This window comes from Candidatus Poriferisocius sp. (assembly GCF_965219815.1).
Lineage (GTDB): Bacteria > Actinomycetota > Acidimicrobiia > Acidimicrobiales > Bin134 > Poriferisocius.
In genome coordinates this window covers 3158333-3176498 of record NZ_OZ244791.1, presented here as the reverse complement: position 1 = coordinate 3176498, position 18166 = coordinate 3158333, and the positions used below count along the sequence as shown (strand labels likewise).

Below are 18166 nucleotides of genomic sequence, written 5' to 3'. Positions count from 1 at the left end.
TCGGCCAGGCGCTAGTTTTGTCGCTGTGAGTGCATCAGGTTTGGGTCGAATGAGGATGCCCAAAATTAAGTTGGAAGGGTCGCGGATGCCTCGGTGGGAGCGGGCGTTGGTCACTGGGGCATCGACGGGAATCGGCCGGGCGATGGCAGTGCAATTGGCCGCTGCGGGGGTTGACTTGGTGCTAGTAGCCCGTAGCGGCGACCGACTAGAGGAACTGGCTGCTGAGTTGCGGGCCAGCGGGGGTCAGTTGGATGTTGAGGTGATGGAGGCCGATCTATGCGACCCAGAGAGGTTGGCCGCGGTGGAGAAGCGGGTGATGGCCGAAGATGCGCCCATAGACCTGCTGGTGAACAACGCCGGCCTGGGTTACGAGGGGCTGTTTCACGCCCAAGACCTCGCTGAGGTGTCGGAGACCATCGATGTGAACGTGGTGGCGCTGGTGCGGCTGACCCATGCCGCGTTGGGACCGATGACCGCCCGGGACCGGGGCCAGGTGATCCTGGTGTCGTCCATGGCCTCGCTTCAAGGCATGCCCATGACTGCGGTGTACTCGGCCACCAAGGCGTTCATCACCAGCTTCGGCGAGGGCCTATATGAAGAGCACAAGGGCACTGGGGTAACGGTCACAACCGTGTTGCCCGGACTGACCCACACCGAGTTTCACCAGCGAGGTCACTGGGATTTGGACCGGTGGCCGTCGATTGGATGGCAAGATGCCGATGCCGTGGCCTCAGTGGCGTTGTCCGCGGCGGCAAAGTCCCGGCCCGAGGTGATAAGCAGCTGGCAGAACCGGATGCTTGCCGTCTTGTCCAGCAAAGCGCCTCGGCATCTCCGCCGTGCGACCATCGGTTGGTTCTCCCGCCGCAGCTAAGTTGCCTTCGTATGTTCGCAAGGACTCCTGAAACGAATCCCAAACGGTGGCTCGGCTTTGTGCTCGTGCTCGTTTTAGCCATCACGTTCGCTTGTTCGGATGACGATCCTGCCCCTGCCGCGTCGACACCCGAGGCGACCGTCGCGCCGGACACGGATTCTGAAGAGCCAGATGCCACCGAACCGACCGCCGAACCTACGGTTGCTCCCCCCGAGCCAACCCCCAAGCCGACTGCCGAGCCCACGGCTGCTCCGCCCGCGCCGACCGTCGAGCCTGCTCCGCCCGATGGCAGCGAGGCAATCGACCCGGCGGGTCAGTCAGCTCTGGAGCAGCTCCGCCGTCGCATGGCGGCGGCGGCTCAGTTCGGGGGACTTGTTCCGTCTATGGCCATCGTGGAGGAATTGCGCCGGAACGCCGAGGGATTCTCCTATGAGATCGGCAACCACGGCGGCACGCTCACGGTGGCGACGATCTCCGAGCCCCTCACGTTCAACCTCGCGCTGGCCAGGGACGCCGGATCGTCGGGCGTGCTGGGGTACCTGTTCGAGGGCCTCACCGAAACGTCGTGGTTGAACGATGAGATTGAGCCGCTGCTGGCGCAGTCGTGGGAGCGCTCCGACGACGGACTGCGCTGGGTGTTCCATCTGCGCGACGACGTGCAGTGGCACGACGGCACCCTGTTCACCGCCCACGACGTGGAGTTCACGTTCAACCGGGTCATCTACAACGACGACTTCCAAGCGGCGAGCCGGGCTTCCTTCGAGTTCCGGTTCCTGAATGACGAGACCGGCCAGTGGGAGCAGTCGCAGATGACGGTGACGGCCCTGGATGACCACACCGTGGAATTCGTCCTCCCGCAGCCGTTCGCGCCGTTCCTGCGCTCAATGGGCACCGCCATCTACCCCAAGCACATCGTCGAGGGTCCCATCGAGGCGGGCACCTTTACGGAGTTTTGGGACATCGACACCGATCCTGCCGAGATAATCGGCACCGGCCCGTTCACCATCGGGGAGTACACCCCCGGCGAGCGCTTCGTCTTCGCGCGAAACCCCGACTACTGGCTGGTTGACGATGCGGGAGGGCGCCTGCCGTATCTCGACCGGGTGGAGCAGCTGATCGTGGAAGAGCTCGAAGACGAACTGGAATTGTTCCGCGACGGCACCACCGATTTGCACGGCGTGCTGGGCGAGGAGTTCGCCGTGCTCGATCCCGTGGCCGAGGCGGAGAACTTCACCCTGCATCGCCGCGGCCCCGGGTTCGGCACCAATTTCTTGGCGTTCAATCAGAACCCCGGGTCGAACGACGCGGGCGAGCCGTATGTCGACCCCGTGCAACTGCATTGGTTCCAGAACACGGCATTCCGACAGGCCGTTGCCCATACCATGGACAAAACAGCCATGATCGACGGAGTCCAGCACGGCTTGGGCTATCCGCAGTGGTCGTCGGTGAGCCCGGCGGCCGGCGACTTCCACAATCCCGAAGTGCGCCAGTACGCCTACGACCTCGACCGGGCCAACGAGATCCTCGACGAAATGGGCTGGACAGACACCGACGGCGACGGCATCCGCGAGGACGATGTGGGCAACCCCATCTCGTTCCGGATGGTCACCAACGAGGGGAACAGCGTTCGCTCCGAGATCACCGGCATCATTCACGAGGGGATGACGGCAGTCGGCCTCGACGTTGATTTCCGTATCGTGGACTTCGGCGACATGGTGGCCCAGCTCACCGCCACCTACGACTGGCAGGCCATGGTGGTGGGGCTGACCGGCAGTCCCGACCCCTTCGGCGGCATGACCGTGTGGCACAGCGGCGAAGGTCTGCACCTGTGGCATCCGAATCAGCCCGAGCCCGCCACGGATTGGGAGGCGGAGATAGATGAGCTGTACATCGCCGGCAGCAAAGAGCTCGACCACGAGCAGCGGGTACAGCACTACTGGGATGCGCAGGCGATCGTCGCCGAGAACGTGCCGCTCATCTACACCACGCAGGGCGAGCGGTTGGGGGCGGTCCGCAACGTGTTCGGCAACACCACGCCGACGCTGTACGGCTACTGGGATCTGCGTTACCTGTACCGAACCGATCAGTAAGCGGCTAGCCGAACTCGTCCTGCCGCTTTCAGGGGCAGGACGCTAGCCGAACTCGATGGCGGAGAAGCTGTTCAGCTTGTCCAATTGGTGGTCGGCGGTCACCAGCCGCACGGTGCCCGACTTCGACCGCATGACCAGCGACTGAGTGCTGGCGTGGTTCTTGTAGTAGTGGACGCCCCTGAGCAGGTCGCCGTCGGTAATCCCGGTGGCGGCGAAGAAGCAGTTGTCGCCTTGAACCAAGTCGTCGGCGGTGAGCACCTTGGTCACATCCCGACCCAGCTTCTCCGCCTCCTTGCGCTCCCTGTCGTTGCGGGGCCAAAGCCTCCCGAGTTGCTCACCGCCCATGCACTTGAGGGCGGCTGCAGAGATGACGCCCTCGGGGGTTCCCCCGATGCCGAACAGTATGTCGGCCCCCGAGTCGGGCCAGGCGGTGGAGATGGCCCCGGCCACGTCGCCGTCGGGAATGAGCCGGATGCGGGCGCCGGCGTCGCGCACCTCGGCGATCAGCTCCGAGTGGCGGTCGCGGTCGAGGATCACCGCGGTCACATCCCGCACCGGCTCGCTCTTGGCCTCGGCCACCAGCTCGAGGTTGCGGGTGGGGGAGTTGTCCATCGAGATGCCATAGCCCACGCATTCGGGACCGTAGGCGATCTTCTCCATGTAGACGCAGGGTCCGGGATTGAACATGGTTCCCCGGTCGGACACCGCGATCACCGACAGGGCGTTGCCCCGGCCCAGCGAGGTGAGCGTGGTGCCGTCGATGGGGTCGACCGCGATGTCGCATTCCGGAGGCGTGCCATCGCCGATCAGCTCCCCGTTGAAGAGCATGGGGGCTTCGTCCTTTTCACCCTCGCCGATCACCACGATCCCGTCCATCGGCACGGTCCGAAGCAGCACCCGCATGGCCTCCACGGCGGCGCCGTCGGCCCCCTCCTTGTCGCCCCGACCCATCCAACGGGAAGCGGCCAGAGCGGCAACTTCGGTCACTCGGACCAGCTCCATCGCCAGGTTGCGGTCGGGGGTCTCGGGCGATGCGTTCACGTTGCCCAACCGTAGTGCTGCGATGCGACCGCTGCCCCGTTATCTGAGACCATGTTCGGCATGGTTTGGTGCTTTCAATGCGGCGCCCCCTACGACGACGACGTGTCGGAGTGCGCTGAGTGTGGCGTGGCCACGTTTCCCACCCAGCCCCAGCAGCCTGAAGAGGTGGGTGGGCCAGACGACGAGCAGCTTGCCTACGAGTTTCACGAATGGTCCTACGACGCCCGCAGTCGCCTGGAGGCAGCGCTGCGAACCCGGGAGTTGGAGCACGCCTGGCTGGGACCGACGCTGATTATGTGTGAGCGCGACGAGGAGGTGGTGGACCAGGCCGTGGAGGCGGTGCTGCGAGAGCAGCTCCCGAAGCTCGACAAGAGCCTGCCTGCGGTGGTGTACGAGTTGAGAGACTTCGACGATGCCCACAAGGCCAACGTGCTGAGCGAGCTGTTGTCGGAGGGCATCGCCCACGAAGTGGACTACGCCGGCAACCTGGAGGTGGCCGAAGCCGACGAGGAGGCGGTGGACGCACTGTTCGACCGACTCACCAGCGCCGTTTCCGAACGCCAGTTCGGACCGGGCTTGCCCGGGGTGGAGCCCTATCAGGTGCTGGAGGCGCTGTTCTTCTCCGCCGACCGGCTGCGCCGCAACACGTCTGATTCCAAGGCGGTGGAGGACTTCGCGTTGGCCCACGAACAGGTGGTGCAACTCAGCCTGCCGTGGGGGTACGAGCCTGATTTCTGGCGGGCAATGCTGGATGCCGCTGACAGTCTGCGGGAGGCCTTGGTGGCCGGACCCGACCCGGTTGAAGGCGATGCCGCGGCCGAGCAGGCCGCAAGGGCCCTGCGGGAATTGCTGCGCCGGTATATGTGATGGCTGGACCGGCGGTGGATGGGATGGTGCTCTTCCACGGCGCGGGCGGGGATCGCGATCAGCACACATTGGTGGCCATTGCCGAGGGGCTGGCCCCCTTGCCGGTGGAACGGGTCAACTTCCCCTACCGGAATCAGGGTCGCCGACCTCCCGATCGAGCCCCCAAGCTGCTGGCCTTCCTCGATGAGGAGGTCCCGGCCATCGCCGCTCGGCTGGGAACCGAGTCGGGGCGCCTGGTGCTGGGCGGCCGGTCGATGGGCGGGAGGATGTGCTCCATGGCCGTGGCCGACGGGATGCCCGCCGCGGGCTTAGTGCTGCTGAGCTATCCGCTGCACCCGCCGAAGAAGCCGGAGAGTCTGCGGACTGGGCATTTTCCGGAAATTGACGTGCCTTGCCTGTTCATCTCGGGTGACCGCGATCCCTTTGGCAGTCCCGAGGAGTTCGATCAGCATTTGCCCGCCATCAATGGCCCGGTGACTGTCGTGTGGCTAGAAGGTGAGCGCCACGATCCGAGGAAGGCTGACGCGATTATCACCGACGCCGTGGCCAGTTGGTTGGAGGCGCTCTAGGCGTCTTCAGGGTTTAGTTCTTCCAGGGAGCGGCGCGTTGTTTCGGGGTAGTAGAGGAGTACAAGGATGGCGACGAGGATTGGGCCGGCTATGAGGATGGCGAACGCGGTGCCGTAGCCCCAGGCGTCGGCCATGAACCCGGCGGCTGCGAGGCCGGCGGCACTGCCGGCGACTCCGGCTACGCCGAGGAATCCGTTGGACTCCGACCGGCGAATCGTGCCGAACATCTCGGCCCGGTACACCCCCAGCGTTGGGACAGTAGTGGCGGTCATGAGCGTTCCAATTGCGATCAGAACCCACATGGGCCATCCGGCCAGCGTGAAGTGCCAGAAGGCGAACAGCGCGCCGCCGCTCACACCGACAGAGGCGAGGACCCGTCGGCCCCGAAGGTCGGCCAGCTTGCCGGCGATGAGCATGCCCGGTCCCGCCGTCCAAGCGGTGAGCAGGGTGAACACCGTGATCTTGGTGGCGCTAAAGCCCCGTTCGTCACGCAGAAAGTCGTTTTGCAGCTGAGAGGCCGGTGCGGCGAACAGCAGCACGGCAAACGAAGTCACAGCCAGGAGCACCAGTCGGAAGCGGTACTGCTGGGGTGGTCGGGTTCGGGGCTGTCGACGGGCAGTTTCGAACCGCTGGGATTCTGGCAACCGGCGGGCTGCGAACAGCACCAGGGGCATTCCGGCCAGCGCTAGGAGGAAGCTGAGTCGCCACGCAGCGTCCCCCAGGTCGGCGAGGGGCACGGACCCGACGGCAATTCCCGAGCCCAGCCCGGCGGCCAGTCCCAGCATGGAGGCCACAAAGGCCCGGGACCCGGCGGGGGCTTCTTCGAGTGCGAACACAAAGATGAGCAGCGCCATGGCATGGGACAGTCCCCGGGAAGTTGCTTGGACCGCAGCCAGGGTGGCCAGGTTGGCCACCAGCGATGTCGCCGCCGAGGCCAAAATGGCACCGGCTGCCGCGTAGAGCAGGGTGCGCCGCCGCCCCCTCCGGTCGGCGAACGCGGCCACTGCCACCGTGATCAGGATGCTGAGCCGGATCAGCGAAAGGGCGATGCCCTGAGCCGACTTGCTCTCTCCGAACTCCTCTCGGGCGAAGGTGATGGTTTGGCCGAGCAGGGTGCCCAAGAATCCGGCGATCACGGCCAGGGTGGCCAGCAACGCCACGATCCGGGCCTGTCGGGCGGTGAAACGGTCTGGGGGGTGCCACCAGGGCCACTCCCGTCCTTGGCGGATGGCACGGCTGAAGGGGACGGTGAAGAGCACCCGCCAAACCGGGATGGCCAGGCGATAGTCGAACCGCTCGATGATCTCCACCTGATCAGAGCCCACCGGCTCGACGGTGACCGTGCGTTGGTATTGCGAGACCGGTCCCTCGACGGCGGAAAAGACGGCGTCGCCCTCAGCGCGTTCCAAGACGATGTCGGTTCGAGGGGATAGCAGGCCGCTGGGGCCGTTCAGCACGCCATCGGCGGCATCGGTGCTCAGAACGCGACGAGAGATCACTCGGGGCATGGGCTGGAGGCAGCTTACTTTTGTTGAGGCGCCGCCCCGCGACCACACCATGACTGTGCTGGCCACGGCGAGGGGACCATACTTGTCGGGTGGAGCGAGGCCATCAGGATGACTTCGATCGGCAAGACCGCATTGAGGTGCGGGCCAATGGTCCCCTGGAGGGCGCAGTGGCCATCGGCGGGGCCAAGAACTCGGTGCTGAAGCTCATGGCCGCCTGCCTGCTCACGGAGGGCACGTTTGTGATCCGCAATGTGCCCGACATCCACGATGTGGCGGTGATGGCCGATGTGCTGCGGGCCATGGGGGTCTCTGTTAGCCGAGTGGGCGACGCCCTCACCATTGAACGCCCCGAGGCCATAATCCCCGAGGCGCCCTATGCGCTGACCGAGCAGCTACGAGCTTCCACGGCGGTGTTGGGACCCCTGCTGGCCGGGATCGGGCATGCCCGGGTGGCCTTGCCCGGAGGAGACGATTTCGGCCCTCGGCCCATCGACATGCACATTGCCGGACTGGAGGCCATCGGCTGTCGGTTCGAGATTTCCGGCGGGGACGTCCACGCCGCTGCCGACAATCTGGTGGGCAACTCAGTGCTATTGGAGTATCCCAGCGTGGGCGCCACCGAGAATGTGATGATGGCTGCCGTCCGGGCCAAGGGAACCACGGTCATCGACAACGCCGCCCGGGAACCGGAGATTGCCGATCTGGCCGGATTCCTGAACCACATGGGCGGCCATGTAATCGGGGCGGGCACGTCCACCATCACGGTGGATGGGGTGGAGGAGCTCCGCCCGGTGGAGTACACGGTGGTGAGCGACCGGATCGAAGCGGCCACCTTCATGGCTGCTCTCGGTGTGGCCACCGGCGAGATCACCCTGGTGGGCGCCCGCCTCGACCATATGGCGATACTGTGCCGCAAGCTGGGCGAGATGGGGGTGCGGACCTCTTCTGATCCCGATGGTGTTTGGGCCATGTGCAGCGGTCGCCTCCGCTCCGCCGATGTGTCCACGCTGCCCTATCCCGGCCTGCCCACCGACTGCAAGCCGCTGCTGGTTGCCATGCTGTCGGTGGCCGAAGGGGTGGGGATCGTCACCGAGAACCTGTTCTCAGGCCGGTTCCGCTATGTGGACGAGCTGGTGCGCATGGGCGCCGACATCCGCACCGAGGGCCACCACGCGGTGATCCGGGGTGTGGACCGGCTCAGCGGGGCGCCGGTTCGGGCGTCCGACATCCGGGCGGGGGCGGCGCTGGTGGTGGCCGGCCTGGCCGCCGACGGCATCACCGTGGTGTCCGACCCCCATCACATCGACCGGGGCTACGAGGACTTCGCCGGCAAGCTCAGCGCTCTCGGCGCTGACGTCTGCCACGAGAGGCCCGGCGATTAGCCAGGAACAGCAGGCCGGCCAGCAGAGCCAACGGCGCGGCCACCAAGAGAATCTCGTCCCAGCCTCCCTGGTGGGCCAGCAGTTCCACAGCGTCGATTCTGTCAGGCCACCGGCATTTTCGGGGAACGGGACGTCGATTCTGTCAGGCCACCGGCATTTTCGGGGAACGGGACGTCGATTCTGTCAGAGGCTGGACCAATTGGTCGTGGCGAGGGTTGGCGAACGGGCCGCTTGCTGAGAGAATGGTGGGTATGCAGGAGGCCGTCGCCCAGGTAATCGAGGCCATTCGCCCTGCGGTGCAGGCCGATGACGGAGACATCTTCTTGCGGGGAGTGGATGAGGAAACCGGAGTGGTCAGTGTGGAGCTGGTGGGCGCGTGTGTGAGCTGCCCAGCTTCGACGGTCACGCTGAAGGCCGGGGTTGAGCGGATCCTCAAAGACCGGGTGGATGGGGTCACCGAGGTGGTGAACGTGGGCCAGAACCTGCTGAGCGACGGCTCACCGGTGGGCTTGTAGCGACCGTCGAACCTCGCTTCATGGTCCCTCAGCGAACCGATACCTGGTACGTCAGCTATGGGCTGATTGCCGCCAACGCGGCGGTGTTCATCGTCGGCATCGCGATGGGGGACGATCTCCTCGGTGGCGGGGGCGATGGAGACGGTCTGGTTTACCGTGCTGCCACTCTGGGCGGGAACATCGAATACTTGAACGAGTGGTGGCGGGTGTTCACCGGCGGGTTCTTGCACCATGGCTTCATCCACCTGGCGGTGAACATGTTCTCGCTCTATGTCCTGGGGCTGGCCTTGGAGCGGTCGCTGGGAAAGGCCCAGTTCATGGCGGTCTATTTCGCCTCGCTGGTGAGCGGGTCGTTCGGAGCGCTGATCGAGACGCCGAATTCGCTGATTGCGGGGGCTTCGGGGGCCATCTTCGGCTTGTTGGGTGCCTACGCCGCCCTGTCGCTGGCCCAAGGGGTGGGGTTGTTCCAGACTCCGATAGGGCCGATTCTCGCCATAAATCTGGTTATCAGCTTCACTGTGCGGTCCGTTTCGCTGGGTGGCCACATCGGCGGTCTCATTGGCGGCTTCCTCGTGGGTGCCGCCGCCTATGCCATTCGCCGACAGCAGCACACGACCGTGATTCCGGTGCTTGCCGCGGTAGTGGTGGCGGGGGCTTCCTTTGTCGGCGCCCTGTGGGCAGCCAGCCGCTCCACCGTGGTGCTTATTGTCGGCTAGCGAACTAGGCGAATTGGGCCCGCAGCGTTTTCAGGTTACGGCGCCACACCCATTCGAGGACGCGGGCGCCGACGATGTCGCCCAGTAGCCCACCCATCCACCAGGGAAAGTTCAGCTCCTCGGTCCAGCAGAACTCGGTGCGGTCGGTGCCGGCGGGGGCGAGGGTGAAGCGCCCTTCTCCGGTGACCAGTCCAGTGTGGCGCACGCCGATGGAAGCCCCGTCCACCCATTCGGTGATCACCATGGCATCAGTGAGGCGCAGGGGGCCGATCTTGGTGCGGCACTCGAAGGCGGTGCCCACTCCCTCGGTCTGGGCTCCTTGAAAGGAGATCGACTCGGCGTCGGCCATCCACTCGGAGTGCGAGTCGATGCGGCGCACGTACTCCCACACCGCTTCTAGAGGCGCCTCGATGGTGGTGGAAACCCTGATCTTGGCCACAACCTGAGTCTAAAGCGACTCGTGGGTCTTGCTGGAGGGCCGTAGGATTGGAGGATGCCCGATGCCGACATCGAGTTTTTCTGGGATCCGATTTGCCCGTTCGCGTGGCTCACTTCTCGATGGGTGACCGATGTCGCCCGCCAGCGCGACTACGAGGTTGACTGGCGGCTGATCTGCCTGTCGATACTCAACGAAGACAGCGACTACGAGAACTTTCCCGAGGGCTATCAGGAACTGCACCACAAGGGCCGCCGAATGCTGCGGGTGGCCCAGGCGGTTCGCAATGGGCACGGTGCGGCCGCAGCCGGTGAGCTCTACACCGCCTACGGATCCACCATCTGGAATCCCGATGCGGATATCCGCTCGACGATAGGCGAGGTGGCCTCCGACCAGCATTTGAAGGCCGCCTTGGAGCGCGCTGGCCTACCTGGCGAGCTTGCCGACCGGGCCGAGGACGACTCGCTGGATGAAGCCCTGCGGGAGTCCACCATGGAGGCGTTGAGCCGCACCGGGCGGGACGTGGGCACCCCGATCATCTCCTTCCACCACAACGGCGAGACGACGTCGTTCTTCGGTCCGGTGGTGAGCCAGATTCCGCCCCCAGAAGAGGCCGTGCGCCTATGGGATGCGGTGGTGACCCTGGCCGAGTGGCCATCGTTCGCCGAGCTCAAGCGCTCCAAGCGCGACGATCTGGTGTTCCCCAAGGTCTAGAGGGAAGCAGGAGGATCGGCAATGGCCCCCGAGAGGATTGCCTACCTCGACAACGCGGCATCCACTCCGCTGTGTCCCGAGGCAGTGGAGGCTATGGCCCCCCTGCATCGGGAGCTGTATGCCAACCCGACCGGGGCGCATCGAATGGCTCGGGACACCCGCCGCGGCATCGACGATGCCCGCGATGTGATGGCCGAGGCTCTGGGCTCAGAGCCGGGGGAGATCGTGTTCACCGGCGGGGGCACCGAGGGCGACAACATGGCGGTGGTCGGACGGCATATGCAGATGGGCGGGGTGACGGTGTGCTCGGCCATCGAGCACCATGCCGTGCTCGAGCCGGTGGAGCACTTGGGCGGCCGGGTGGTGGCGGTAGACGCCGCTGGGGTCATCGACCTCGATGCGCTGGCTGCGGCCCTCGACGACAGAGTGGCCGTGGTGTCGGTGATGCTGGCCAACAACGAGACCGGCATGGTCCAGCCCCTGGGGCAGGTGGCCGAAGCAGTCCGCTCCTCTGCCCCCAATGCCGTACTCCACACCGATGCGGTGCAGGCCTTCCCCTGGTTGGACGTGGTTTCGCTGGCGGAGGACGCCGATCTGATCTCGGTCAGTGCCCACAAATTCGGCGGTCCCAAGGGGGTGGGAGCACTGGTGGTGCGCGAGGGAGTAGAGCTGTCGCCGCTGATGTTGGGGGGTGGCCAGGAACGGGGGCTGCGCTCGGGCACCCACAACGCCGCGGGAATAGCGGGCATGGCCGCGGCTGCCGAGGTTGTGCTGAAGAGCCGGGCTGAGCAGGTGGAGCGCCTGGCTGGGTTGCGGGACCGGCTGGCGGACGGGATTCTGACTGCGGTGCCCGACACGGTGGAGACCGGAGAGCGGTCGGGCAAGGTGGCCGGGTCGGCCCACCTGTGCTTCGAGGACATCGAGTCGGAAGCGCTGCTGTTCCTGCTGGAAGACGCCGGGATTTACGCGTCGGCGGCATCATCGTGCTCAAGCGGCGCGCAGGATCCGTCCCATGTGCTGGCCGCTATGGGCTACGACCGGATGCTGGCCGGGGGATCGCTGCGGCTTTCTCTGGGCTATGAGACCGCGGATGCCGATATTGATCAGGCGTTGGCGGTTATCCCCGATGCGGTGGCCCGGCTGCGGGCCTACGGTAAGGGCTGAGGGGGACGGGCCGAGAGATGCGAGTTCTGGCAGCCATGTCGGGGGGCGTGGACTCCTCGGTGGCGGCCGCCATGCTGGCCGAGCAGGGGCACGAGGTGGTGGGCATCACTCTCAAGTTGTGGGGTGGCGAGTCAGACACCGGATGCTGCTCGGTGTCGGATGTGGAGGATGCCCGCCGGGTGGCCGACCTTCTGGGGTTGCAGCACCACGTTTTCAACTTCGGCGATGCCTTCGACCAGCGGGTGGTATCTCCCTATGTGGAGGACCACGCCGTCGGATTGACCCCCAACCCCTGTATCGAGTGCAACCGCCACATCAAGTTCGACAAGCTGATGGTGCGGGCCGAAGCATTGGGCTTCGACGCCGTGGCCACCGGCCATCACGCCCGACTGGAAGCCACGGGCGACGGATTCCGTGTGCGGCGGGGCGTTGATGGGGCGAAGGATCAGTCGTATGTGCTCTACATGCTGGGCCAGCAGCAGATGGCCCGAATGCTGCTGCCCATCGGCCACCTGACCAAGGCCGAGGTTCGGGAGCGGGCTTCCGAGTTGGGCCTGCGGAACTCGGCCAAGCCCGACAGCCAGGACGTGTGTTTCATCGCCAATCGAGCCGGGGGACGGCAGGGCTTCCTATCCCGCCGCCTGGGCCAGTCGCCCGCCACCGTGGTGGACGCCGACGGTAGAGAGTTGGGCACAGTCGAGGCCGTGCAGGCGGTGACCATCGGCCAGCGCCGGGGCCTCAACCTCGGCGGCACCGACGAGCCCCGCTATGTGACCGACGTGGACATTGCCGCGGGCCGGGTGACCGTGGGGCGACGAGTGGATTTGTACGCCCCGACCCAGAACGTGATCGACATCCAGTGGACCGACGGAGAGGTGGATGTCCCGCTCGACATCCAGGTGAGCGCCCACGGCACCCCCGCGGTCGGCGTGGTGGACCAAGCCGGCAGAGTCAACTGGGAAGAGCCCCAGCGCCGAGTAGCCCCCGGCCAGGCGTTGGTCTTCTACCAGGGCGATCTGGTAGTCGGAGGCGCGGTGGCCGCTTAGGTCACCAAATTCCGTAGCGCGGCGAGGCGGGGGGCGATCATTTCGGCGATGACCGCGGGACGGTCGACGGTTGCGGCCATGGCGGCTTCGCCCCACAGGGCTCGGCCGACGGTGAATCCGGCGCAGCCGGAGGCCATGGCGACTTCTAGTTGGGAATGGTAGGTCTCGAAGGTGCCGCCGCCCGATAGCAGCGTCCAGGGCATGTCGCAGCGGGCGGAGATCTCCGAACAGGCGGCGGCCCACCGGGCCCGGTCGGGGTCGTGGTGGGCATCGACGGGGAACGGGAGCTTCAGAACGTCGAATCCCATGGGGGCGAAGCGGTCCACGGTGTCGAGCACGATCTGGGGGCGAACGGTTGGATCGTCGAGGGCGTAAAACAGCGGTTCCACCAGCAGGGGGATGCCCACGCTCCGGCATTCGGCCAAGATTTCGGTTGCGGCCTCCTCTTGGGCGATGGCATGGGGGCGGTCGGGGCGATACAGCACGAGCAGCTTTGCCGCGGCCGCCCCGCAGTCGGCCGCGGCTTGCACCGACCAGCCCTCCAGCAGGGCAACCGGCGAGGCTTCGGGGTCGGCCATGTACCCCTGGGCCTCCAGCGCGGCGGTGAAGCCCACTCCGGGGGGCAGTGTGCCGTCAAGAAACTGGGGGATGGAGTACTCCGGCTCGAGCATCACCCCGGTGGCCTGTTCGGCTAGACCAGCCACTAGGTCGCGCTTGAAATCGACTATGGCTTCGCTGGTTACCGAATCGGGATCCTTTGGTGCGAGGACGGCCCGCAGCGAGTCGCGGTGGTCGATGGCCAGCACCGCGAACCGCCCGTTGCGGGCGAGGTCGGCCACTGTCATATCAGTTCCGGCATGTCAGTTGAGGCATGTCAGCTGGAGGGCACTGCGCCGGCCACCGGGAGGGTCCACGCGCCGGCACCCCAGTCGGCTTCGATCCAAGTGTGCTCGGCGTCGAAGCACGGGGGCGTGCGCCGCTCTTCTCCAATTAGCTCTCCGGCCAAATAGTTCAAGAAGTACATGTTGGAGCTGGGACAGGCCACCGACGTGTGGTAGCCCTTGGGCACCAGCACCGCATCGCCATCGCGGGCCACCACTGCCTCGTCGAAGCCCTCCTCAGTTCGCCAGTTCCGGTGCATGCAGTAGCCCTCGGGGCGGTCCAGACGGAAGTAGTACACCTCCTCCAGATAGGGGGAGCCGTCCCGGCCGTCGTGGCAGTGAGGCGGCCACCCCGACCAGGTGCCCCGGGGTACGAATACTTCATAGAGGATGAGCTTCTCCGCGGGCAGCGGGTGGGCGAGGGAGTGGACCACCTGGCGGTAGGCCTGGCCGCCGCCGCGGATCTCTACCTTCATTTCCGAAGGCTCGAAGACCCGGGCCGGGTAGCGGCCCTCAGCCGGGGCGGAGCCCACCGCGGCCGTCAGCGAGCCATCGGTTGAGATCTCATAAGGCGTACTCGGCGGCAGGTAGACGATTCGCCCCAGCTCCTCGAACACCGATGTGCGGCTAATGGGGGTGTCGATCTCCCCAGCTAGGACCCGGCCAGCACCGGAGAGGGGGACGATGGCGGTCTCCCGATCGGGCTCGACTCCCGACCACGGCTCTGACGGGGTGAGCTCCACCACCGAGAAGGCCACGTTGTCCCAACCGGCTGTTTCCGGGGTGATGTTCAGGATTCGCCCTGGCCCCGGCTGGGGGCGGATGGGGCCTGATGCGGATGCGGTGGGGGTGTCGGCCATGGTCATCCTCCTGTTGCTGTGTCTGTTCCGGTGACCGCCGGCACCAGATCGCCGGCATCCATCTCTTTTTTGAATCGCTCCAGCAGCGCCCGAGTGCCCAACGGCTCATAGCCCAAGACCTCCTGGGTGCGAGGCGTGCCCAGGGAGCTGTCGAAAGGGATGCGGGCGCCGCCTAGCGATGCCATCATTCCCGGGTCAGGCGGCACCGACCGCAGCAACGACGGATCGTGGCCGAACACGTCGCAGGCCGTTCGGGCCAGCTCCATGCGGCCCACTGGCTCGGCCCCGCAACAGTGGAAGATGCCTTCGGCGTCGGGGTTTGCGGCGATCAGCCACATGGCCTCGGCGCACTCGCTGGCCAGGCTCGAAGTAGCCGTCATGTTGATGTCGTCGCTCTCCCACACCCCGAAGGGCTCGCCCTGCGACACGGCGTTGAGCACAGTGGTCACGAAGTAGCCGAAGCCGGGGTCTTGGCCTCGGGGCATCTCGGACCGGGCCCAGTGGACACCGTTCACCGCCGACACCCGAGCCACCGCAGCCTGGTCGGCCCGCAGCAGGGCGGCTTGCTCGCTGACGGCCTTGAGCACGCCGTAGTAGTTCACCGGGTTGGGGGGAGTGTGCTCATCGGCACCGGCTTGGGTGCCGTCGAACACCCAGTCGGTAGACACCACAATCAGCTTGGCCCCGGACCGGTTGGCCGCCTCGGCCAGGGTGAGCGTGGCATCCACGTAGCTGCGCCAGGCCAGCTCCCGCTGGGCGTAAATGCCGTCGAGGTCGTTGAGGATCATGGAGTGGACGATCACGTCGGGGTCGAAGTGGGCCACGCTGGCCAGCGCGGCCTCGCGGTCGAGCAGATCGAGCGGTTCGGTGGTGTAGCGCTGGGGACCGTCGGGGACGAAGGAGTGGACCGGGCAGTGGACTGTCGCGCCGTGGCGTTGGGCGAACACCTTCACGATGTTGGAGCCGATGAAGCCGGTCCCTCCAGTGACGTAGGCCCGCATGGTTCAGCCGATCTCGCGGGGGCGGTCGGTGGTGGCCGCTGGTGGTCTCATGGGGTGCTCCATTTCCGGTTCAGCCGATCTCGTCGATGCGCACGGGGCGCTGCTCTCGAACGGAGCGCCAAGCGGCTAGGCCGATCACCAGCGGGGCCCGGCCGTCGGCCAGGGTGACCGGCGACGGTGCGCCCTCCATCATCTCCACAAACGCCTCCCACTCGGCCAGATATGAGGGTATGTACCGCTCCAAGAAGAAGTAGGGCAGCGTGGGTGCGTGGGCGCCGCCGGCGGTTCGGGTGATCGCCGTGGCCACCAGCGGGTTCTCAGAGGCCGCCATCCCCGCTGAGCCGAACGCCTCCACCCGCTGGTCGTAGCCGTAGACCGCCTGGCGGCTGTTGTCGATGGTGCTGATGGCGCCGTTCTCATGGGTGCAGACGATGACCGCGGTGTCGAGGTCGCCGACTTCGCCAATGGCCTCGTCGATCAGCACTGCTCCGGTGGCGTAGACCTCGGTGACCTCGCTTGCGGTGACGAACCGGATCATGTCGAAGTCGTGGATGGTCATGTCGCAGAAGATGCCCCCGGATTCGTCCAGGTACATCAGCGGCGGGGGCTCCGGATCACGGCTGGAGATGCGAACGAGGTGGACATCGCCCACCTCTCCGGCCTCCACGCGCTCGCGCACATAGCGGTGGCTGGGATCGAAGCGCCGGTTGAATCCAACCTGCACGGGGATGCCAGCCGCCTCGGCGGCGGCGATGCCCCGGTCCACATCGGCCAAATTGAGGGCCAGCGGCTTTTCTACGAAGGCGGCTTTGCCCGCCTCGGCTGCTGCCACCAGCAGGTCGATATGGGTGTGAGTAGAGGAGCAGATGGCCACCGCGTCCACGTCGGGGGCCCCCAGAATCTCGGCCGGGTCTGCGGCTGGGCGAACCCCCAGGTCGTCGGCCAGGGCCGCAGAGGCATCGGCCACCACGTCATAGACCGCCTTCACCTCGGCGTTGGGCACCTGCTTGGCGATCAGCTCGGCGTGCATTCGCCCGATCCGCCCGCAGCCCAGCACTCCGATGCGCACCGGGCTCATACTCCGGACTCCTCGGATTCGGCGTGCAGGCTTGAGACCACCCGGCCGTTTCGTATCTCCACGGGGTACAAGGTAAGGGGGTCGGTGGCCGGATACCGAACCGCTTCCCCGGTGCGGAGGTCGAAACGGCCGTTGTGCTTGGGACACTCCACCAGGCAGTCGAGCACCACGCCCTCGGCCAGGTAGGCCTGGCCATGAGTACACAGTCCCTCGGTACACACCAAAGTGCCGTCGCCCAAGCGGAACAGGGCATAGGCCTCGTCGCCCACTTCCACCTGCCGGGCCGATCCGGGGGTGAGCGCGTTGGCTGGTCCGAGGTCGATAAGGCCGTCGTGGCTTTCGCCGGCCCACATGGTGTGCCCGGTGTTGACAAAGGAGCGACCGCCGTCGGTGGCCGCAGGCAGATCGCCGCGGGGCTCCTCGTGAGCCGGGTCGCGCCACTGGCGACGCAAGGTGGACAGGATCTGCCGATAAGCCGACCAGGTGTTGGGCGACGCCGGAGCCAGATAGTCCTTCACCTCTTGGTGCAAAGCGGGCAGGGCGTAGTAGGGCACGGTGGGGAAGATGTGGTGTTCCACGTGGTAGTTCATGTTGGAGTACAAGAACCGGAAGACGGGGTTCATATACACGGTGCGGGTGTTGAGGCGGTGGTCGAGTACGTCCTCTCGCAATCCGGCGTGCTGGGTGATGGCGAAGAACACCATCAGCCAGGCTCCATAGACGGTGGGCAGGCCGACGTAGAGCAACGGCACGATGGACCAGATGGCGATCGACCAGGCCGTCACGCCGGCCAGGATGGCTATATAGGCCCGAGACTCCCATTTCAGCTTGCCCAGCTCGTCGGCAGGAATGAAGGAGCGGGCCTCGTCGTCGATGTGCCCGATGGCGTGCTTGGCGGCGCGGGCTACCAGCCGGGGCACGTTCACCAGGGGCAAAAAGACCAGTGCTACTCCCGTGGGGGAGGGGGGGCGGGGAAAGATGATCTCGGCGTCGCGTCCCACCACGATGGTGTCGGTGTGGTGGCGGACGTGCGACCAGCGCCAAAGGGTGGGCTGGCGCAGCAGCATGAACGAAGCCAGGTAGTACACCGCATCATTGAGCCACTTGGTTCTGAAGGCCGTGCCGTGGCCGCACTCGTGCCAGCGGGAATCGCCGGCGCCGCCGTACAGCGCGCCGTAGGCGGCGAAGGCGGGGATGGCCCACCAAGTGCCCAGAGAGAGGAACGCCAGGTAGCCGAACCCGGCCAAGAGCCCTAACCAGGCAATGGTGTCGATGGCGGCCCGGGCGTTGCCCCTCACTTGCAGCTCGCTCAGGCGCTCAGGATTGATGGGCGGGCGGAACCACTCAGCTTCGACCAGGCCAGCGGTCGCGGCCCGGTCAGCCTCGGGGCCGCCGACCCGGTAGTCGCGCCGCTCGGTGCTCACTTC

At 66.2% G+C, this 18166-nt stretch carries 18 protein-coding genes; 10 read left to right on the top strand and 8 right to left on the bottom strand.

The genetic code is table 11. The annotated features are described in order from the left end of the window. The first annotated feature begins 85 nt into the window (after positions 1-85). Together ACOQPI_RS15265 and ACOQPI_RS15260 are read left to right on the top strand one after the other, a co-directional pair. On the top strand, positions 86-871 hold the full coding sequence (locus ACOQPI_RS15265) for an SDR family NAD(P)-dependent oxidoreductase (RefSeq protein WP_420620476.1): 786 nt from the start codon (positions 86-88) through the stop codon (positions 869-871). Between the two features lie 11 nt (positions 872-882). Then, positions 883-2961 carry an ABC transporter substrate-binding protein gene (locus ACOQPI_RS15260; RefSeq protein ID WP_420620475.1) on the top strand — a complete coding sequence of 693 codons (2079 nt, stop codon included), beginning with the start codon at positions 883-885 and terminating at the stop codon, positions 2959-2961. 42 nt (positions 2962-3003) lie between these two features. On the opposite strand, the gene glpX is transcribed toward ACOQPI_RS15260, so the two are convergent. Further along, on the bottom strand, positions 3004-3963 hold the full coding sequence (gene glpX / locus ACOQPI_RS15255; RefSeq protein WP_420621051.1) for a class II fructose-bisphosphatase: 960 nt from the start codon (positions 3961-3963) through the stop codon (positions 3004-3006). 90 nt (positions 3964-4053) lie between these two features. Here glpX and ACOQPI_RS15250 point away from each other — a divergent pair, with 90 nt between their 5' ends. Then, positions 4054-4869 (top strand): hypothetical protein, encoded by an 816-nt coding sequence (locus ACOQPI_RS15250; RefSeq protein WP_420620474.1) that lies wholly within the window; start codon positions 4054-4056, stop codon positions 4867-4869. Beyond that, positions 4869-5438 (top strand): alpha/beta family hydrolase, encoded by a 570-nt coding sequence (locus ACOQPI_RS15245; RefSeq protein ID WP_420620473.1) that lies wholly within the window; start codon positions 4869-4871, stop codon positions 5436-5438. The genes ACOQPI_RS15250 and ACOQPI_RS15245 overlap by 1 nt, the downstream gene beginning before the upstream one ends. Here ACOQPI_RS15245 and ACOQPI_RS15240 read toward each other — a convergent pair. Next, positions 5435-7012, bottom strand: a complete 1578-nt coding sequence (locus tag ACOQPI_RS15240) for an MFS transporter (RefSeq protein WP_420620472.1) — start codon at positions 7010-7012, stop codon at positions 5435-5437. The two genes, ACOQPI_RS15245 and ACOQPI_RS15240, sit on opposite strands and share 4 nt — an antisense overlap. A gap of 23 nt (positions 7013-7035) precedes the next feature. Here ACOQPI_RS15240 and murA point away from each other — a divergent pair, with 23 nt between their 5' ends. The 3 genes from murA to ACOQPI_RS15225 all read left to right on the top strand — a co-directional run bounded on the left by murA (position 7036) and on the right by ACOQPI_RS15225 (position 9559). Beyond that, positions 7036-8328 (top strand): UDP-N-acetylglucosamine 1-carboxyvinyltransferase, encoded by a 1293-nt coding sequence (murA, locus tag ACOQPI_RS15235; protein ID WP_420620471.1) that lies wholly within the window; start codon positions 7036-7038, stop codon positions 8326-8328. A 251-nt stretch (positions 8329-8579) separates the two neighbouring features. Then, on the top strand, positions 8580-8843 hold the full coding sequence (locus ACOQPI_RS15230) for a NifU family protein (RefSeq protein ID WP_420620470.1): 264 nt from the start codon (positions 8580-8582) through the stop codon (positions 8841-8843). 20 nt (positions 8844-8863) lie between these two features. After that, entirely contained in the window at positions 8864-9559 is a 696-nt protein-coding gene (locus tag ACOQPI_RS15225) for a rhomboid family intramembrane serine protease (protein ID WP_420620469.1), read from the top strand. Positions 9560-9563: 4 nt separating this feature from the next. Here the strand turns inward: ACOQPI_RS15225 and ACOQPI_RS15220 are convergent, their stop codons facing one another. After that, positions 9564-9998 carry an SRPBCC family protein gene (locus ACOQPI_RS15220; protein ID WP_420620468.1) on the bottom strand — a complete coding sequence of 145 codons (435 nt, stop codon included), beginning with the start codon at positions 9996-9998 and terminating at the stop codon, positions 9564-9566. Positions 9999-10052: 54 nt separating this feature from the next. On the opposite strand from ACOQPI_RS15220, the gene ACOQPI_RS15215 reads away from it, so the two are divergent. Genes ACOQPI_RS15215 through mnmA form a run of 3 tightly spaced genes read left to right on the top strand, consistent with a single transcriptional unit; the run spans position 10053 to position 12919 of the window. Then, positions 10053-10709 carry a hypothetical protein gene (locus ACOQPI_RS15215; protein ID WP_420620467.1) on the top strand — a complete coding sequence of 219 codons (657 nt, stop codon included), beginning with the start codon at positions 10053-10055 and terminating at the stop codon, positions 10707-10709. A gap of 21 nt (positions 10710-10730) precedes the next feature. After that, the gene (locus ACOQPI_RS15210) at positions 10731-11873 is read left to right on the top strand and encodes a cysteine desulfurase family protein (RefSeq protein ID WP_420620466.1); all 1143 of its coding nucleotides are present in this window, start codon (positions 10731-10733) and stop codon (positions 11871-11873) included. 17 nt (positions 11874-11890) lie between these two features. Beyond that, the gene (gene mnmA, locus ACOQPI_RS15205) at positions 11891-12919 is read left to right on the top strand and encodes a tRNA 2-thiouridine(34) synthase MnmA (protein ID WP_420620465.1); all 1029 of its coding nucleotides are present in this window, start codon (positions 11891-11893) and stop codon (positions 12917-12919) included. On the opposite strand, the gene ACOQPI_RS15200 is transcribed toward mnmA, so the two are convergent. The 5 genes from ACOQPI_RS15200 to ACOQPI_RS15180 all read right to left on the bottom strand — a co-directional run bounded on the left by ACOQPI_RS15200 (position 12916) and on the right by ACOQPI_RS15180 (position 18163). Next, positions 12916-13764 (bottom strand): 2-deoxy-5-keto-D-gluconate 6-phosphate aldolase domain-containing protein, encoded by an 849-nt coding sequence (locus ACOQPI_RS15200; RefSeq protein WP_420620464.1) that lies wholly within the window; start codon positions 13762-13764, stop codon positions 12916-12918. The genes mnmA and ACOQPI_RS15200 overlap by 4 nt on opposite strands. A gap of 29 nt (positions 13765-13793) precedes the next feature. Beyond that, positions 13794-14660 (bottom strand): 5-deoxy-glucuronate isomerase, encoded by an 867-nt coding sequence (gene iolB / locus ACOQPI_RS15195; protein WP_420620463.1) that lies wholly within the window; start codon positions 14658-14660, stop codon positions 13794-13796. A 2-nt stretch (positions 14661-14662) separates the two neighbouring features. Beyond that, positions 14663-15661, bottom strand: a complete 999-nt coding sequence (locus ACOQPI_RS15190) for an SDR family oxidoreductase (RefSeq protein WP_420620462.1) — start codon at positions 15659-15661, stop codon at positions 14663-14665. 70 nt (positions 15662-15731) lie between these two features. Further along, positions 15732-16739 (bottom strand): inositol 2-dehydrogenase, encoded by a 1008-nt coding sequence (gene iolG, locus ACOQPI_RS15185; protein ID WP_420620461.1) that lies wholly within the window; start codon positions 16737-16739, stop codon positions 15732-15734. Beyond that, positions 16736-18163 carry a fatty acid desaturase gene (locus ACOQPI_RS15180; protein ID WP_420620460.1) on the bottom strand — a complete coding sequence of 476 codons (1428 nt, stop codon included), beginning with the start codon at positions 18161-18163 and terminating at the stop codon, positions 16736-16738. Before ACOQPI_RS15180 ends, iolG begins: the two co-directional genes overlap by 4 nt. Between the last annotated feature and the right edge of the window lie 3 nt (positions 18164-18166).

Bases quoted from the DNA above. Each gene is read 5' to 3' on its own strand.
- ACOQPI_RS15260 (WP_420620475.1), top strand. From the start codon at position 883: ATGTTCGCAAGGACTCCTGAAACGAATCCCAAACGGTGGCTCGGCTTT.
- ACOQPI_RS15225 (WP_420620469.1), top strand. From the start codon at position 8,864: ATGGTCCCTCAGCGAACCGATACCTGGTACGTCAGCTATGGGCTGATT.
- ACOQPI_RS15200 (WP_420620464.1), bottom strand. From the start codon at position 13,764: ATGACAGTGGCCGACCTCGCCCGCAACGGGCGGTTCGCGGTGCTGGCC.
- ACOQPI_RS15190 (WP_420620462.1), bottom strand. From the start codon at position 15,661: ATGCGGGCCTACGTCACTGGAGGGACCGGCTTCATCGGCTCCAACATC.
- ACOQPI_RS15210 (WP_420620466.1), top strand. From the start codon at position 10,731: ATGGCCCCCGAGAGGATTGCCTACCTCGACAACGCGGCATCCACTCCG.
- ACOQPI_RS15230 (WP_420620470.1), top strand. From the start codon at position 8,580: ATGCAGGAGGCCGTCGCCCAGGTAATCGAGGCCATTCGCCCTGCGGTG.
- ACOQPI_RS15250 (WP_420620474.1), top strand. From the start codon at position 4,054: ATGTTCGGCATGGTTTGGTGCTTTCAATGCGGCGCCCCCTACGACGAC.
- mnmA (WP_420620465.1), top strand. From the start codon at position 11,891: ATGCGAGTTCTGGCAGCCATGTCGGGGGGCGTGGACTCCTCGGTGGCG.
- ACOQPI_RS15245 (WP_420620473.1), top strand. From the start codon at position 4,869: ATGGCTGGACCGGCGGTGGATGGGATGGTGCTCTTCCACGGCGCGGGC.
- ACOQPI_RS15215 (WP_420620467.1), top strand. From the start codon at position 10,053: ATGCCCGATGCCGACATCGAGTTTTTCTGGGATCCGATTTGCCCGTTC.
- iolB (WP_420620463.1), bottom strand. From the start codon at position 14,660: ATGGCCGACACCCCCACCGCATCCGCATCAGGCCCCATCCGCCCCCAG.
- glpX (WP_420621051.1), bottom strand. From the start codon at position 3,963: ATGGAGCTGGTCCGAGTGACCGAAGTTGCCGCTCTGGCCGCTTCCCGT.
- iolG (WP_420620461.1), bottom strand. From the start codon at position 16,739: ATGAGCCCGGTGCGCATCGGAGTGCTGGGCTGCGGGCGGATCGGGCGA.
- ACOQPI_RS15265 (WP_420620476.1), top strand. From the start codon at position 86: ATGCCTCGGTGGGAGCGGGCGTTGGTCACTGGGGCATCGACGGGAATC.